Source organism: Micromonospora sp. MP36, assembly GCF_008119785.1.
Classification (GTDB): Bacteria; Actinomycetota; Actinomycetes; order Mycobacteriales; family Micromonosporaceae; genus Micromonospora.
Genome location: NZ_VSFA01000121.1, coordinates 1 through 18,359, shown reverse-complemented (window position 1 = coordinate 18,359; position 18,359 = coordinate 1). Strand labels below are relative to the sequence as shown.

The following is an 18,359-nucleotide window of genomic DNA, read 5'->3' as shown; positions in this document are numbered from 1 at the left end:
GCCCGGATGGTGCCTTTGTTGGTGGTGGCGGTGTGGATAATCCGTTCACCAATGGTGACCCGGGTAGTGCCTTTACCGGTGGTGGCGGTGTGGATAACCCGTTCACCAATGGTGGCGCGGATGGTCCACCTGCCGCGGGCGTTCTTTCTCCACAAAATCTGGTCTCCAAGTCGGTCAAGCCGTCTGCTGGCGGCGGAGTGGACAATCCGTTCACCGGCGGCCCGGGCAGCCGCTTTCCGACCAGCGGTTCGCAGGCGAAACTCGGGCTGCCCGAGCCGCAGGCGTTGGGTGATCTGACGCCGGCCCAGTTGCGGCAGCTGGATTCGGCCGGGCTGTTGAACAACGTGCCGCTCACTCCTGAGCAGGCCGCCTACCTGCGAAAGAACGGTCTGGCGGCGCCGAACGGTACGAAGACGCTCGGTCAGCTCAATCCGGATCAGCTTGCCGCGCTGCAAAAGGGCGGGCTGCTGGACCGGACCCCGATCACCGACGCCCAGCGGGCAAACCTCGGGCTGCCCGAGCCGCAGGCGTTGGGTGATCTGACGCCGGCCCAGTTGCGGCAGCTGGATTCGTCCGGGCTGTTGAACAACGTGCCGCTCAGTCCTGAGCAGGCCGCCTTCCTGCGAAAGAACGGTCTGGCGGCGCCGAACGGTACGAAGACGCTCGGTCAGCTCAATCCGGATCAGCTTGCCGCGCTGCAGAAGGGCGGGCTGCTGGACCGGATCCCGATCAGCGACGCCCAGCGGGCGGACCTCGGGCTGCCCAACCCGTCGGGGCAGTCTGGCGGGGGCGGATCCGTACCGGGGCTGAGGGAGCCGGGCAAGCTGCAGTGGCCTGACACCGGGCCGACGGCGCCGGTGGACAGAAATTTGTTCCCGACCACGGTCGACGGCAAGGCTGTGTTGCCCACGCCGGGCGCGAGCGGGAGCATCACTCCCCCGGTGCTCGGCAACGTCACCAAACCCGGCGCGGCCGTATTCCCGCACATGCCTGGGGTGCAGGTCGGTACCGGCGGCCTGTCGTCGGTGCCCGGCGTGTCCGGCTCGGCCGGGGCGCTGAGCCCGGACAGGTTGGGGCTGCCCGTCGGCGGCCCGGGTGGGGCCGGTTCGGGTGGGGCCGGCTCGGGTGGGGCCGGCTCGGGTGGCGGCGTGCCCACAGGCACGGTTGCCGGCGCTGCTATGCCGCAGCCTGGCTCGGGCGGTATGCCGTTCATGCCCCCCATGATGCCGGGCATGGGCGGCGCCCCCCATCAGGGGAAGGACCGCGATCGCCAGCGCAGCACCTGGCTGAAGGAGGACGAGAAGGTCTGGGGTACCGATCCCGACTGTGCGCCCGCGGTGATTGGCCGGCGCGGTCGTGACACCCGGGTCGAGGACGACGAGTTCGACACGCCTGACGAGCGTCCCGGCAACCCGGACGAACGCCGCCGGTACCGGGGCCGTTGAACATTGTTTCGCCAAAGTGAACCGGCTGCCACGGCCAGCCGTGAGATGGCAAAGGAGGTAATGGGATGAGCATGTTGGGCGACGAGGAACTGTTGGCCGAGATGCGGGCGGCCCTGGATGAGGCTGAGGCCGCGGCCGACCGGGTGCGCCGGCGCGTGGCTCGGTCGAAGACCACTGTGGAGGACAAGAAGAAGCTGCTGTCGGTGACCGTGGGTGGGCAGGGCGAGCTGACCCGGATCACTTTCAACGGGGACGCCTACCAGCGACTCGCGCCGGCCGAGCTGGCCGACCTGATCGTGGCCACGGTGCGTACCGCTCGCGAGGGCGCCGAGCGGAAGACGATGGCCGGTACCGCCAAGTTGCTGGCTGACCATGCCGGGCTCGGCGACGTCGCGCGGTCGGCCACGAGCATGGAGGAACTTTTCGAGGGCATCATCGGCCTGGCTTCCGGCAAGGATGACCGGCAGCGTGGGCGGGCGGCGTCATGAGTGCAGAAGTGATCACCTTCAACGGGGATGCCCTGGCCCAGCGGGTGAAGTTGCTGCAGGAGTTCGTGAAAGAGCTGACTGGGACGGCAATGTCGCTGGAGGAGATCCTTCAGTGCCGGTGGGCGGGGGACGACGAGCAGAGCCAGTTGGTTCGCGCGGCCGTGATGTACCTCCTCGGGGATCTGGTGCTCGGGGTCTTCGGCCAACTGGCTAACGCGGCCGGATTCCAGGGCGAGAAGGTGGGCATTTATCACCAAGTCGGGGACAACACGGAGGCAACCAGCACCGAGGCGGTCCCGGAGATCGGCGGCGGTTACCGCGGCTGATCCGCACTGGAACGAGATGGTCGGAAGCGGGGGTGGCGGTCAGCGCGGCTGACTGTTCCGCGCGGGGTGCCCTGATTCGGGGCGGGGAAGGAGCGTTGCGCGTTGGCCGGCGCCTTTTCGACCGTTGAGCTCGACGAGAGTGCGTTGCGGGTTTTGGAAGGCTTCACCGGGCTCAAGTTGTCCCGGGCGAAGCTGCCGCTGTTGTGGAATGACATCGGCACGGCCGAAGTGCTGGAGCATCGGGTGCGTACGGTGCTGGTTCCGTTGCTGGAGCAGACGATCAAGGCGGTCGGGGAGGCGGGGGAGGGGGAGGTCTTCGACCGGTTCGTGGCCCAGACCGTTCCGTTTGTGAAGAAGCTGGCCGAGACGGCCGGCCTGCTGCTCGCCGTGATCGAGGCGGAGAAGAAGTTCTTCCTCGAGACGGAGCGTGGCAAGCGTACGGCGGTCGCCATGTTCAGTTTCATGATGGCCGAGTTCGCCAGCATTTTCGCGATGTGGTTCTTGAATCCCGTGGGGGCGGCGGCACGCGTCGCCCAGACACGGTCGATCATCCAGACGATCCTGCGTTCGACGTTGGTCCGGTCGGCGGCGAGCGGCACGGCTATGCAGATGTTGTTCATGCCGGGTTCCGCGCTGCTGGCCGAGGTGTCGATGATGACCGACGGTCTGCAGTCCGGGGTGAACTGGGGTGTGGTCGGTAAGCAGGCGGCGTTCGCGGGGGCGGTGGCGTTCCTCAGCACGGTGGCGGGGCCGGCGTTGGGTAAGGTCGCCGGCGCTGTCGCCGGCGCTGTCAGCAAGCTGGGCGTGTCGGATGCCACCAAGATTCTGTTGACCGATGTGCTGACGCGGCCGGTGACGGAGACCCTCGGGGAGGGGCTCTTCGGTATCGGTGCCAGCTTGATGATCGAGGGGTACTACGACTTCAGTAATCTCCCTGCGGACCTTACTTCCGGGGCGGCCTCGGGGGTAATGGGATCGCTCGGGGCCGCGGCCGGGGCCGCGGCCGGTCGCGCGGCCGGTCGCGGGGTGAAACAGCCCCAGGTGCAGGTGCCTCACATCGGTCTCACGTCGGACGGAAGGCCGGTCCTGCCGGTGGTGTCGACACCGGGTGTGGACCCGTCCACGGGGGACCAGACCGGGGTCGACGATCCGAAGGCTGTGGGTAGCGGCACGCAGGCCCTGCCGCCCACCCCGCCGCCCACCCCGCCGCTGCCGGCGTCGAACCTGCCCACGCCGCCCACGCCGCCCACGCCGAACCTGAACCTGCCCACGCCGAGGGACCTGTCGGTGCCGTCGTGGTCGGTGTCGTGGTCGATGCCGGCCGCGCCGGCGCCGGAGTGGGTCGCGGCAGCTGGTGCGCCGGTGGTCGAGCAGTGGCAACGGTTCCAGCAGGAACTGGTGGACCGCTACGGTGGGCTGCTGGCCGGGGTGGCTCAGGCGGAAAAGAGCATGGCCGCGCTTGCCGTGCCGATCGAGCGGGTTTTCGCCGAGTGGGTCGACGCCCGGCAGGGTGATCCCGCTGTTCGGGCTTTCCTGTCCGCGGTCGGTCTGCCCGACACCGCGCTCACCGAGGGGTATCCGACGGGTGTCCGGGAGCGGGCGGTGGCCCGGATGGCCGAGGCGTTGGCGTCCGCGGGCGAGCAGATCCCGGACGAGGTGCGGTCGGAGCAGGTGATCGCCGCGCTGCCGGCGGCGTTCGACCGGGAGGCGCTGGGCGCGGGCGCGCACCTGGCCGCCCAATACCACATCGACCGGTACCTCGCCGCTGGCACGCCGTCGGCCGCTGGCACGCCGGGGGGCGCCGGGGCGGGGGTACCGTCCGCCGCCGCGATCGAGGCGGTCAAGAGCGCTGTGCGGAACCGGGTGGACCGAAGCCTCGATGCGATCCTCGGTACCTCCGTGCTGCCGGCCGTGCTGCCGGCCGTGCTGCCCGCTGTGGTGGCCAGCCCCGACGCCGCGCAGGTCAACGCCGTGGCGAACGTGGTCCGACAGGTGATCACCGACCTGCCCGCCCGTTTCACGGCCGCGACCATTCCCGACACCATCGCACCGCACACCATCCCGTCCCCCGTGGACACCCCGGCAAACCGGCGTACCGACGTGCCGACGGTGCCGGTGAGCCCTGAGCACCTGGCAATAACCCAGTTCGACAAGCTGGCCGAAAAGTACCGCCTCAATCCGGCCAACCACGACACTTTCGCCGAACCCTTTAAGCGGGATTGGGTCAACAGATACCACCAGGTACTCGCCCAGGCCGCCGGCAGCGCCACGCCGGTCACCCCCAGCGTGCCGGTCACCCCCAGCGCGCCGGGCACGTCCGGGGTGCCGGTCACCCCCAGCGTGCCGGTCACCCCCAGCGCGCCGGGCACGTCCGGGGTGCCGGTCACCCCCAGCGCGCCGGGCACGCCGAATGCGGCTGGTGCCCGCAGTACGGTGCCAGGTGACGCTGCCCCCGGCACCGACGGCACGCCGAACCACCACAACACCAGCGACGCGGCGTCGGACAGGGACTCGTCCGTCTCCAGCGTGTTCAGCGGCGAGGGCAGCTCCAACGACACCATGACGGTCAGTCACCTCTCCTCGCTGGACGAGTCGATCAGCCGCGACCCGGTCAAACGCGACTTCAACGACGGGGATGCGGTCAGTGGCGTCTCGTCGCTCGACGAGTCGGACAATGGTGAAGCGGCCAAGCGTGAATTCAGGGACACGGACCCGTTCAGGGACGCCTCTTCGCGGGACGGCGGACGCCGCGAGCCGGCCATCACGGCACCGGAGCCGGCGGTCGCGGCGGCCGGGCAGGCGGTCGCGGCGGCCGAGTCCGCGCGGCGGGTCGCCGACTGGGTCGATCAGACACCGGTGGGCTCCGACAACAGCCGCGACCCGTGGTTGTGGTGTGTGCAGGCCACCCTCGACGCCTACACCACCGCGTACGGACGGCCCGGCAAGCGGAGGGTACTCGACGACCGAATCATCGGACCCGACGGCCGACCCGCACCCACCAGGAGTTGGCCGCAACTCCTGGACATCCTCGGCGCGACAGACGAGCGCGTCGCCCACCCCGACGGAGTCAGAGCGGAGGACGTACTCGCCGCCCTGCGAGCGGCACCGGGATCGATGGTCGTGGTCAGGGACGCACCACCCAACGAACCACAACACGTGTTCGCCCTCCACAGCCAACCACAACCATCCGGACCACCGACCATCAAGGTGCGCGACGGCCTGGTGCCCGGCGCCGAGGACCGACCCGAACCGTCCGATCCGGAAGGCGACCCGTGGCTCCGACACCTGTTCGCATCGAGCACCCGAATCGCCGTGTTCGACAGCACCGGGCGACCCACCACCATCACCGACCTTTTGCCCGACCGCACCACCGCACACCCGCGGCCGATCACCACGACCCGCGTCGACCCCAGCGCCATCCTGCTCGCCTCCACCAGCACGCCACGCGGCCCGTCCCAAGCCATGCAGGCGGAGCGCATCTTCCCCGAGCTTCCCCTGGTCCGGTTCGGCGTGCCCCGCGACGGTCTCGACCTGCTGTACGCGTTTATCGCCTCTAATCCGGCCCTGGTCCGCACCGCGCTGGGCACGCGGCTGCCCGCCGATCTGCAGGCGTTCCTGTCCGATCCGGTTAGGGTGCGGGCCGCTGTTGCCGAGTCGGTTCGTACCGGGGTGCCGCAGGGGTCCGAGCTTGGTCGGGTGGCCGAGTTGTTGCCGGGCCACGTGTTGGGCTATCTGGAGGAGAACGCGGGTCGGTTGCCGGCGGACGTGACCGCGCAGCGGCGTGCCTTCCGGCGGCAACACGAGCTGGATGTGGCGGCGCTGAGCCCCGATCAGGTGCTGCGGCGTCTCGCTGACCTGATGGACGCCGGTCTCCTGGACCCGGCGGCTCTCCGGGCACGTCTCGACGAGATACAGGCGAATCCGGCGGACGCCGGCCGTCACCTGTTCGAGGTGTTGATTGACCCCGATCGCCAGCTCGACTCCGGGGAACTGGCGGCGGTGAAGGCTGCCGTGAACGACTGGGCGAACCTGTCGGCCACCCCGGCCGGCCAGTTTCTGGCACCGTTGCTGGCGCATGCGACCGGTGCCGGGATGCAGATTTCCCAGGTCGCCCCGGACGGGGTGCGGCCGGTGGGCGGGTACGGCCCGGCCGGGGGCGCCCCGGTCGGTCTGGCCCGCGTGACGGCCGACCCGGAGCGGCCGGGCGTCGACAACCACTTCGACGCGCTCGTACCGGAAACCCCTGCGGCGGTTGAGCAGTCGGCCGTACTCCCGCAGCAGGTCGCCCCGACCCCGCAACCGCCGACGCCGCCCGCCGACGGCACTCAGCAGCAGGTTGTCCGGCCGGCGGCTCCGTCCGCGGACGCGCCGCTGGTCGTGATGGCCAAGGGGTTGCCGGAGAACCTGCGGCTCCAGCGTGCGGTGGGCGGCGTCCTGCTGCACGACGGGGGCATCGCGCCCGGCCCGATCAGCTCGCGGGTGTTGGCCCCGACCGGCCCCGGCCCGGCCATCCTGCTGCACTCCTCGGTGCTCGACCCGGACAGCCTCGGTGCCGCGCTGGCCGGGCTGCGGGCGCAGGACGCCACCATGGCTGTCCTGCATTGGCCGCAGGACCAGCCGGTCGGCGTGGCTCGGGCGCTGGAGGTCACCGCGCAGGGGCTGGGGCCGCAGGCCATGTTGTCGGTGCCGCGGTCGGCGCTGCGGGACCGGCCGACGCCCAGTCCGCGGATCGTCCCGTTGGACGCCAACGGCGAGGTGACGTTCTTCAGTGGGCGGCCCGAGCGGTATCTGTTCCTGCCCGAGGTCGCGGGTGTACCGCCCCGGCCCGCCCCGTACGGGCTGACCGAGCAGTCACCGGGGGTGTATGGGCTGGGTGACGGTTGGGTGGTGTGGGACGGCGGTAGCCATCTGTGGATCGGGCCGGCGACTGAACTTGACCGGGTACGGCGGTTGCTGCCGGGCACCGGTGGCTGGTTGGCCGAACCGGCGGTGTTCCTGGGCTGGGGGGCGGCTCCGCTGCCTGCCGGGGTGCGTCACCGGGTGGGTCGGATCTTCGGGGGTATGCCGGCCGCGCCACCGACGCACCTGATCACCTCGGGGATGGGGCTGGACCGGCGTACTGTCGTCCCGTCGGAGGTGTCCGGTCTGCCGGCCAGGGTCCAGTTGAGTCACGTTCCGGGTGGGGTGCTCGCCCATACCGGTCCGCGGCCGTCGGCCGGTGCCACGACGCTGCACTGGTCCGACCTGACCAGCCCGGACCGGCCCCGGCTGGTGGTGGACGAGTCGGTCGGCGACCCGGTCGCCGTCGTGGAGGCCGTGAGCCAGGCACTTCCCCCGGGGGCCGATTCGCTCCAGGTGTTCGTGGCGCCCCCGGCCGCCGGCGCCCCGGGCACGCCGCCCGATGCCGCCGCTGCGCAGGTGGCGGACCGGTTGCGGGAGCGGTTCGGCGGGCGGCTGGAGTTGGTGCTGCCGGTCTCCGTGGTGGGCCGGCAGCCGGCCGGTGTCGACGAGCTGATCCCGATCGACGCCCGGGGGCAGGAGACCTTCCCGGCCGCCGCGCATGCCTGGCGGGTGCCGCTGCGTTCAGCGCCGCCTCGGCAGCCTGGGCCGCTGGGCTTGAGGCCGGCTGCCGCGGGTGGGTTCGAGGTGTACCGCGGCTGGACGGTCCGGGAGCACACCGGGGTCGTCCTGTTCGCCCAGAACGGCACCAGCCCGGACATGCTGTCCCCCGACGCCCTGGCGGCCCCTGCGACCGGGGTGGCGGTGGTGGTCCAGTCTCGGGGTGGTCCCATCCCGCGCGAGGTGGCCGACGCGGCGGCCCGGCTGCTGTCCGGTGTTCCCGAGGCCGACCGGGATGTCCGGGTCTTCGGCAACGAGGCCAGCGCCGGCCCGGCCGCACCCGACGCCGACGGGTCGGGTGGGCAGGCGTGGACGCCGCCGGCCAACCCGGACCGGCGGGCGCTCGCGCTGGGTGATCCCAAGGCGGAATTGCCGGACCTGGACCGCATCGAGCAGGGGCTGCGCGCCGACGCGGCCCGGCGGGGCATCACGGTGCCGGCCAGCGAGTGGGAAATGCTGCACGAGCTGCTGCTCAACAACTACCGGCAGGTGGTCTCCGAGGACGGGTACCTGTTCTCGTTGGGTGGCATGGAGGTGCTCGCCCGGCTGCGACCGGGCGGCCCGCGGCTCGTCCCGAACCCGGCCGGCTCGTTCGACACGAAGACGCCCGGGTTGTCGCCGGATGGCACCGGGGGTGGGACGAGCGCCAGCGACGACTTCCACGCCAACCAGTTCACCCAGGGTGTTTTCCAGACCGGTGCGCACAGCCAGGCGGACGGCGCCAACACCCGAGCGGTGCGGCTGCGCGGCGGTTTCAACGTCGACGTGCCGCTCGGCCCGACGACCCACGGGGGACTCGGCGCCAACGCCACCCTCAACAAGGTCGACCAGAAGACCTCCCACCTGGTCGACGCCGAGAAGGGCCGGGTGCTGGACACCCGCGCGGATTCGACGTTCTACGAGTACGCCGAGCCGGGGTGGTTGATCGAGACGCGCGGCGACGGGCAGCCGTGGCAGGCGCTGGACCTGCCGGAGCCACCGGACGGTCAGCAGCCCGCCCCGCTGCTGGTGGCGATCCCCAACCACCTGCTGAAGACCGCTGGCGAGCAGGTGGTCGCCGACCTGCCAGACGACATGCGGGACAACCTGACCCGGTTGCCGGAGCTCTTCTCCGCCAGCAACATCACCGGCCTGAACGAGTTGTACGACCACCTGATCGCCGAGCTGCGCGCCGACGGCTTCGACATGTCCATCGAAAGTCCGATGCGTAAGGATCTGCAGCGCAAGCTGTGGAACCTGGAAGTCCACCTCGACGTGGCGGTGAACGACCGGCGTACGCCGGCGGCGGACGGTGATGCCGGCGCGTCGACCCAGGGCTTCCAGTTCACCGTGCACGACCGCGGGTTCGCGGCCGCCAGCATCCGGGTGTACGCCCGCCGGGTCGGCGACTCCCTGCAGGTGGGCGTCGGCGACGGTGACTCCACGCCGGTGGGCGATGCGGGCGTGCCGCTGGGCGAGGCCAGCGACAAGGCCCACATCGAGAAGGTACGTACCGGGATCGTGGGGCAGGGCGGCGAAGTCACCGTCCAGCAGTCCGGTGGGCTGTCGGTGGGTGGCGCGGCCGATCTGCCGTTGGCCACGCGCTGGAACGATCCGCAGGTGTACAAGGAGAAGGCCAAGCTCGGTGTCTCCGCTCGCGCCGGGATGAGCTGGACCAGCAACGACAGTGGTGGCGTCACCCGGGCGTCGCTGAACGTGGTGGTCGAGCGGCACACCGGTTACACGGTCAGTCGGGAGACTCGGCTCAAATTGCACGCCGAGGTGGCCACCTCGCGCCGGCCACGGGACGGGCACCGGCGGACGCCCGAGGTGGACGGGTCGGCGGTGGTCCGGATGTCCGAGCTGGACGCCTACGACCACGGGTTCAGCGTCGACGCGGCCGCCTTCCGCCCCGATTCCATCCCCGGGCTGGCGGATGGTGTCCCGGCCCCGGTTCCCGCCACGGGCGGGCGGCCGCAGCGGGTGCCGCACGACCAGTGGCGGCAGCGGCTGCGCAACGTCGGCCCGCATCCGGAGGACACCGGCGGCAACCTGGTGCCCCGGCACGTTCTGGAGGGCAGTGGCAGCCTGGGCCAGTCCCTGCCGCAGGTCGACAAGCGGGCGGTACAGCAGATCCGCGCCGGTCTCATGCAGGTGCTGGCCGACGAGGGGTTCCTTCCCGCGGACGTGGACCGGCCGTGGGCGCATGCGGCGCAGAGCCGGCCGGCGACCCCGGATCCGGGTACGCCCACCGAGGAACAGCCGCTGCTGGGCAGGGCGATCGAGGGAGCGCGGGACGCCTACGACGAGGTCGTCCACCCCGACACCGACGCCGCGATCGACAACCTGAACCTGCTCAGAAAGATGGTGAGCGGCGACGGTCTGGAGTCGCACTTCCCCGCGCTCACCCAGGGCGGCTCTGCCGTCCCCGAGGCCCCGGAGGGCGAGCCGGCCCCGGCGGCCGCCCCGGAGGGTGAGCCGGCCCCGGAGCGGCCAGCGGGGATGACCGTCACCCTGCACAGTTGGCGTAACGGGGTGATGCAAACCGCCGTGGTGACCATCCACGCCGTCCCCCGGATCACCGTGGACGTCGACGCGGACGGCAACTCGGTGCACTTCGACCGGCTCACCGACGAGTTGAGCGTGGTCACCCTCGCCATGGCGCTCGGCATCGCCGGCCAGGGCGCGAGCGGCAACCAGGGCTGGTCGGGGGAGGGCGGGCTGGGGGTCGCGATGCCGCCGGGCGTCGAGTGGCTTCGTTCCGTCGGACTTATCGGCGGGTCGGTGAGCCGCAACGTCGGCGCCGCCGAGCGGTTGACTCGCATCGTCAACCGCCCGGAGCTGAAGGAGTACGGCGGCCGGGTGATGCTGTTCAACTTCCCGTACGACTTCTTCTGGACGGTCGAGATCAGCGACCGGGACGCCCTGATCACCTCGCCCGAGCCGGTCCGCGGCAACGTGCGCGCCGCGCTGCTGCCCCTCAACTCCGATCCGGCCACCTTCAGCGAGGTGGCCCCCGTCGACACCGAACCATCGGTGCTCAACCAGGGCGTCGTGTACTTCCTCGACACGCACGGGCTGCGCACCGCGGTGCGCAACCAGTTGCCGCCGGACCTGACCCGGCCCGGCCGACCGATGGCCGGGCCGGTGGACGCCGTGGCCAACCCGATCGCCGTCGAGGCGAACTTCAAGGAGATCCTGGACGGCAATTACGCCACCACCACCCTGGTCGAGCCCGGTTTCGTGGCGAACACCGAGGCCGCGATGTCGATCGGCGTGTCCCACATCGGGGGGGCGCAGTTCGTCGGCGCCACCCCGGACCAGTACGTCACCGGCCTGATCGAGCTGTACCTGGCCGAGGCCGGCAACGCCGCCATCGAGTCGTTCGCCAAGGCGCTCAACCTGCCCAACTTCGGCCTCGAACGCAAGTTCGGTCCGCTGACCATCAGCTTCGGCGGATCGGCGGGCGTGAAGGTGAGCGAGAGCAAGATGGCCGAGATTAAGCGCGTCGGCGGCCTGGAAATGCTCAAGCTGGCCTTCGGCCGGGGGTACGCCTTCGTCGCGCCCTACGACATCAATGTCCGCGCCGGCCTCCACAAGCAGGTCGGGTTCGTCGTCAGCCAGATCAGCGTGCCGCGCGGAGCCGACCTGCAGGGCCGCACGATGCTGTTCATCCTGCCGGAGGCGGAGGCCCTGGCGCAGTACGCGGCCGGGAAGCTGCCGATCAGCGATTCGCAACTGCTCGACGCGATGGGCCGGTGGTCCCGCGGTGAACTGGTGCTCAGCGGCAACACCGTGGCCGGGCTGCTCAGCCGGTGGCGTGGCGAGCTGGGCGGCCGCACCGTCGCCGGGGTGCCCGACCTCGGCGCGTACCTGGTCCAGCACCGGATCCAGACGTGGGCGCACACGCTCGCCGACCGGCACGTGGACCTGGCCCAGCGCGGCGCGGTGCTCGACCCGCGCCGCCGCGGGCAGTTCGCCGCCGACTTCGGGATCGTCCTGGACCCGAACGTCAACCCGTTCAGCGCGCTGACCATGCCGCCCTACCTGACCCGTACCGGTGACCGGACGCTGGGCCACGCGGGCGTCGACGAGGTGGCGCTGTTCACCGGGCCGGCTCCGGCCGACGGCGGGCCGCGCCCCACCACGACCATGCTGGACGCGGTCCGGACGCTGATGGACACCGTCAGGCCCGGGCTGCTCGGGGCCAGCCACGCCAACTGGCCGGAGGCGGGGACCAGCTGGGGCGTGCTGATGTTCTCCCCCGACGAGTCGGTGGTCGGCGCGCTGCCCGGCAGCCTCGAGTCGCTGCAGTCCACGCTGGCCGGGCAGCGCGCCAACATCGTGTTCGCCGACATGCTGAACCGGTACAACGGCGTGACGTTCTACTTCGTCCACCAGCGGGGCCGGATGGCGGCCCAGGTGTTCAAGTTGAAACTCTCGGCCATCCTGGACGGCCGGCCGCAGTACACCGGCTGGGAAGACGCTTACGGCATCGAGAACTATGCGCACTTCTACGACGAAACCGCTGAGATCCTTGGGAAGGCGCTGGGCTGGAACCTCATGCCGGGCAAGTTCGGCTTCTCAGTCGACGGCAGCCCGGTGGCCGGCGCCGGGTCGCTGTCGTTCGCGCCGGGTGGGGCACGCGGCGCCAAGGCCGGCAGGAAGACCATCCGGGAACGGACCGCCTACGACTGGTCGGGGCACTACCGGGCCAGGGGCAAGGTCAAGATCTCCCTGGAGCTCAGCCGGTTGCACATGCACGGCTGGCAGCCGAGCTACCTGCTGAACCACATGATCACGGCCCTGAGCAGCGCGACGGACCGGGCGTTGCACCACGCGCCCGCCGGTTTCGCCGACTGGATCTCCCTCGCGCCGGTGGAGCCGGTGCAGACCCATCACTACGAGGCGCGGATCGACTTCAAGGTCCCCCGGGGGCAGGCCGAGGCCACCCCGATGCCCCGGTCGCCGCGGCTGGACCTGCGCGCGCTGCCGAAGCTGGCCGGCGACGCCTACGTCAGCGGCGTCATGGCCGACGACCTCTACCCGGCCGCCCGGGAGCTCATGGCCAAGGTGCTCGGCTCGCACGCCAACGACCCGGCCTACCGGGGCAGCATGGCGCTGGACGGCCTGCTGTCCCGGCTCAGCGTCGACAACCTCCTGTCCGACGCGCTGCGCGACTCCGGATTCCTGCTCGGCTCGCACCTGTTCGTCGGGGGCGAGTCCAACAACCGGGTGGCCATGCGGTTGTTCGTCGAACTGCATGATGTGCTGATCATCAGCAGGCTCGGCAAGACCACCGGTACCGGCCGATACGACAAGTCCCTGCACGTCACGTCGGCCAGCCAGTCGCGTAACCGGTGGCGGTCCAACCTCGACGGGGAGGTGTCGTACGCCAGGCCGCTCGGCGCGACCGACATCGGTGTGCAGGAAGACAAGACCGTCAGCGGCAAGTTCACCACCGGCGCGAACCGGACCGCGCCGGCCAGCCACAGTGCCACCTTCGATAACACCAAGCGTATCGAGGACCACCTCAAGACGGTGGAGGGCGATACGTACCTGGTCCAGATTCGCACCTCATCCCGTCTCGTCGCGGTCCCGCATCGGCACAGTGCGTTCCACCGCGACGCCGGCCTGGCGCCGATCGGGCCGGAGCGGTTCGCGGCCGACGACGCCCGCAGCACCGGTTGGATAAGCGGCACGAGTTTCCACGAGATGCACGCCGGCGAGGTACACGACCTCCTGCGCGCGCTCTCCGAACCGCACGACTGGAAGGCGAACAATCCGGCCGGCTGGCCCGCGCCGGCGGCCGACGCGCCCACGATCGGTCTGGAGGGCCTGCTGCAACGCGCCACCCCGGCGGGCATGGCCGCCGCCCCGGTGGCCGGCCGCATCATCGAGGCCGGCACCTTCGACCCCGACCAGGCGCCCCAGCACGCCGCCCTGCTGATCCGCGACCAGATCGGCAACCACTACGACCCGGTCAGCCCGCTGCGGCTCACCGCCAGCGCCGCCGAGCAGGCCCGCCGCCGGTACGAGGTGGTGCTGGACTGGGCGGTGGGCCACCTCCAGCGGCTCAGCCCCGCGCAGCAGGCCACCGCCAACCTCGCCGAGCTGACCGGCTGGAAGAACCAGGTCGGCAAACGCGCGGTCGGCGCCGCGCTGCCCGCCACCGACGTGCGGCAGTTCAACGAGCGGATCCCTGAGATCGTCGACCGGGTACGGGCGGTGCAGCCGCCCGGCTCCGCGCCGGTCACGCCACCGGAGGAAGTGGAGCTGCTGGCCCAGGACCCGCGCACTGTAGCCCGGGTGGTGGCGTTCGAGCTGAAAACCCACCTCGACCTGACCGTCACCGACGACCAGGGCACGGCCAGCCGGTACCGGATCGACCCGCAGGGCTGGATCGTCGAGCTGCGGGAGGGCCAGGACGGTACGTTCGCCCCGGTCACGACCGCCGAGGTGACCTCCCGCCTGGATCGTGATCTGAAGCTGCGGGCCGACGCGGCCGGGATCCTCCTGCAGCGGCAACGCGAGATCTACCGGGAGCTGCTGGGGCGTACCCCGGTGCAGATGGACGCCGCCGCGGAGCTCGGCCTGGAGCTGGAGACGCACATCCGGCAGGCACGCGCCGACGCCGACGACCGCGCCCGCGAGTGGATCACCGAGGGCCTGCCCGCCCGATCGGCGAACCCCCTCGCGGCCCACACCACCCGGCACGACACCGACACCCCGCAGACGCGGGCCGGTCAGGCACGGCGGCTGCTGGCCCCCGCCCTGCCCCCGGGATGGACCACCACCGGGCCACTACCCCAGGCGCCGGACACGCTGCGCCCCGGCACCCGACTGTGGATCACCCGCCCCCAGGGCGCCGCCGCGGCACGTGTCGATGCCGACGGCACCTACCGGCTCTACGACCCGTTCGCCCTCGAAACGGCCGAGCGGACCCTCGACGCCCAGCAGTTCCAGGACGTACTCGCCGGGGCGCAGGCCGTCACCCTCGTCGAGCCCGACGCGCTGACGAGCTGGCTGCTCCACGACGGCAACTGGGCGGCGTCACGACAGTTCGCGGAAGCCAACCTCGAGGCGCTGCGCGCCGACCCGACCGCGGCACGGCTGACCCGAGACCAGCAACAGACCCGCCCGACACCACCGGCCGCCCCGCCGGCCCAACCCGACACGACCCCACCCGACACGACCCCGGCGCCTTCCGGGAATCCGGTCCTCGACCGGCATCGTGCGCTGCTCGACGCGATCCGTGCCGGACAACTGACGGCCGCCTTCGACTACCTCGACGCCGCCGACGCGGCGGCCCGGCACCGCGTGCTCGCCGACGCGGTGGCCGCGGTGGCACCCACCGACCCGACCGACCCGATCGACCCGACCGTCCCGGCCGGGCTGCGGGCGCTGGCCGACCTCGTCGACGCCGACCCCCGGGTCACCCGACCCGGGCCGGAACGGGAGGCCGTCTCCGACGCGGGCATCCTGCGGGCCGTGGCCGACATCCTCGACCCGGCCGTCGGCGCACTGGACACCTTCCGGGCCATCGCCTCCGCCGCGTGGACCATCAACCCCCCACAGAACTGGCCGGACACCCTGCAAACCCTGACCGAGCTGCCCACGGCCGGCCAGGACGTGGCGACGCTACTCGGCGCGCTCGGCGTCATCGAACGGATGCACTACCGACACGTCGCCAAGCTGCTCCACGAGCTGACCCCGGACGCCGCCAGCCAGGTCGCCGCCGCGGTGACCGCGTCCGGGACGACCGCCACCGACCTGGCCAACGCGTGGCGGGACGCCTCCACCCCCACCGACCTGATCCCGGCACTACCCGCACCGGCCGTCACCTGGACCGGGACAGCGGACACCCCACTACCGCCCGCCCACGTCGTGCATCATCCGATGCCTGCGGCATCCGCCTCCCTCGACCGGTGGCTCGCCATCGGCGACTGGCGCGACTCCCGCGCCTTCCTCAACGACCACCGCACGGACCTGCTCTCCGACCGGGCACACAGCGCCCTTCAGATCCGGCAGGCGAGACTGCCCCACGACGTCGACCTCGCCGCCCGGGATGCGCTGCTCACCCTGGCCCGCTACGGCCACCTCGACGACGGATACCAATACCTGCTCGGCCCCACCCCACCCACCCCGGCACCGGCCGGGACCCCGGCCCCGGTGCCTGCCCCGGCACCGGGGGCGCCGACCGGGCGGCAGGAGATGCTGACCAACCTGCTGGCCCGGCCGGACCTGGCCGACCCGGCCGCCGTGTCCGCCCTCGGCAACCTGGCCGCCACCCTCGACGGCCCCGTCGATGCCGTCGACGCGGCGATCCTGCACCTCACCGCCGACACCCTCGCCGGCCTGAACGTTCCCGACACCGCCGTCACCACGCTGGTGCGCGACGCCCGTCAGGCTCTCTCCGCGCCGCAGCGGCAACAGTGGGCCGAGACGATCGGCAACCTCGCTGCCAACGCCACCGGCACCCGTGGGCCGGCACTGCGCCACCTCGCCGATCGGCTGTTCACCACGGCACCGGATCCCGATCCGGCCCCGGCCGCCCCGGATGCCGAGGCTGCCCGGGTGCGGCAGGTGACGCGGGAGCGCCTCCAGCAGGCCACCCAGGAACTCCAGCGTGCCGTCGACGACCTCGACCAGGCCCGCCGGGACGAACGCGACGCGCAGGGTGCCCGGGACGCCGCGGCGGAGTCGCTCGACGCCGCCAGGACCGCCGTCACCACCGCCGAGGGCGAACGTGCCCGGCTCGAGGAGAACATCGACCACCTCAACCGTGCGATGCCGGAACTCGAAGCGGACGTGACGCGACGAGAGGGGCTGGAGTCAGCGGCCCGGCAGACGGTCGACGACCTCGCCACCAGGCAGGACGAGCCACGGCGGGCCGCCGCCCAGGCACAGCTTGACCAGGCGCGGCGGGAACTGGACGAGGCCCGCACGGCGCTGGAGAAAGCCACCAGCGACCTCCGGGACGCCGGACAGGACCTCGACCGGGTCCGCTCGGAGCTGCCGGACCTGCGTCGGCAGGTCGAGGTCGCGGGGGAGGAGTTCCGGGCCCGAGACATCTCCGCGCAGGCGCACACCAACACCGTCCGGGTGCTCGACGAGGCCAGGACCGCCCGCGAGGCCGCCCGGGACGCGGCGCAACATCAGGTCGACGCGATGGCGTTGCCGGTCCCACCGACCCCGCGCGGCATCCCCGTCATGGACATCGACGCCGCGCTGGCCGACATCGCCGGATCCGGCCACGGCCGGTCCGTCGTCCAGGAACTGGACCGCCGGGTACGCACCCAGCACGGCGGCACGCCCCCGGCGCGGGTGGTGCTGCGCACCGACCCAGCCAGACAGGCCGACAACGCCGCGACCGCCCCGGCGGACGAGACGGCCGTACACGAACTGGACCGGGTGCAGCTCGCCCGGGACCTCGCCGTGAGCCTGGACACCCCGGTCGAACTGCGGGTCTACGGTGGTAGCACCGCCGAGCCGCCGTACCTCGCCTACCCGGGCGGGGAGGTGGTGCGGCTGGACGCCACCGGCCGCCCGGAGACCCTCGACGACGCCGTGCGCCGGCTGCCGCCGCCCCTCCAGGCCGCTCTGGCCCCGCACCGGGGCCGGCCCGATGTGGAGTCCCGGCTGAAGATCCTGCACGAGGCGGAGATCGAGTCGCGGCACGACTTCGCCGCGGCCGTCGCCGCCCTGGTGGAGCACCTGAACCGGTACCAGGGGTACCTGGCCCACCGGTGGTTCACCCAAGCCGTTCCGCCGGTCGACGCCGCCGGCCTACGAGCATTGGCCAGTGGCCTGGACACCGCGGCCTGGCCGGCACCCACCGGCACCCCGCCGGCCGGGCCGGTGGAGACCGGCCACCCCGACGACATGGCCACCGCCTGGTTGGCGTACACCCCGCAGCGGCGTGCCGAGATGATGGCCGACCTGCTGGACGACGCCCCCGGGCTCGGGTTCACCGTGGGCAGGCCGACCCGCGACCTGCCGGCCGACCAGCGCCCGGGTACCCGGGTGCTGGCCGTGGCCGGGTCCACGGCCGCCGCCGGCGTGGTCCTGCCCACCACGCAACTGCACTGGTACGAACCCGCCCGCAACCAGATCCACACCGGCAGCATGCAGATGCTCGGCACCTGGGCCAAGGCCCGGGCCGGCGAGGACGCGGGACCGGACGACATCTGGTACATCGTGCTGACACCGAACGGGACCGACAACCCGCGCGACCCGTCGGCCCTCGCGCGCCACGTGGACATGGCAGCGCGGACCACGTCGACGTCGACCCCGCCGGTCGAGCCAGACCCTTCCGCGGACGTGGCCGGTGCGGTACGCGGTGATGTGTCGTTGCCTGGTGGTGCGGCGGCGTCGTCGCTTGGTGGGGTGCCTGGCAAGCTTGGCGAGCCGGCCGTTGCGGCAACTGGGCCGGCCGTCGCGATGTTCGAGTCCGGGCAGCGGGTCGCCAACTGGGCCGCTGCGGAGCAGGTGCGCCCCGG

Annotated in this window: 2 protein-coding genes and 2 pseudogenes; all 4 read left to right on the top strand. The window is 71.8% G+C overall.

Going from position 1 to position 18,359, the window contains the following annotated elements; translation table 11 throughout:
- Positions 1-1,445: pseudogene (locus FXF52_RS35985) on the top strand (hypothetical protein); the annotation flags it as partial.
- 65 nt (positions 1,446-1,510) lie between these two features.
- Positions 1,511-1,933 carry a YbaB/EbfC family nucleoid-associated protein gene (locus tag FXF52_RS35980; protein WP_148804112.1) on the top strand — a complete coding sequence of 141 codons (423 nt, stop codon included), beginning with the start codon at positions 1,511-1,513 and terminating at the stop codon, positions 1,931-1,933.
- The gene (locus FXF52_RS35975) at positions 1,930-2,259 is read left to right on the top strand and encodes a hypothetical protein (RefSeq protein WP_148804110.1); all 330 of its coding nucleotides are present in this window, start codon (positions 1,930-1,932) and stop codon (positions 2,257-2,259) included. The genes FXF52_RS35980 and FXF52_RS35975 overlap by 4 nt, the downstream gene beginning before the upstream one ends.
- Before the next feature lie 144 nt (positions 2,260-2,403).
- A pseudogene (locus tag FXF52_RS35970) lies at positions 2,404-18,359 on the top strand (hypothetical protein); the annotation flags it as partial.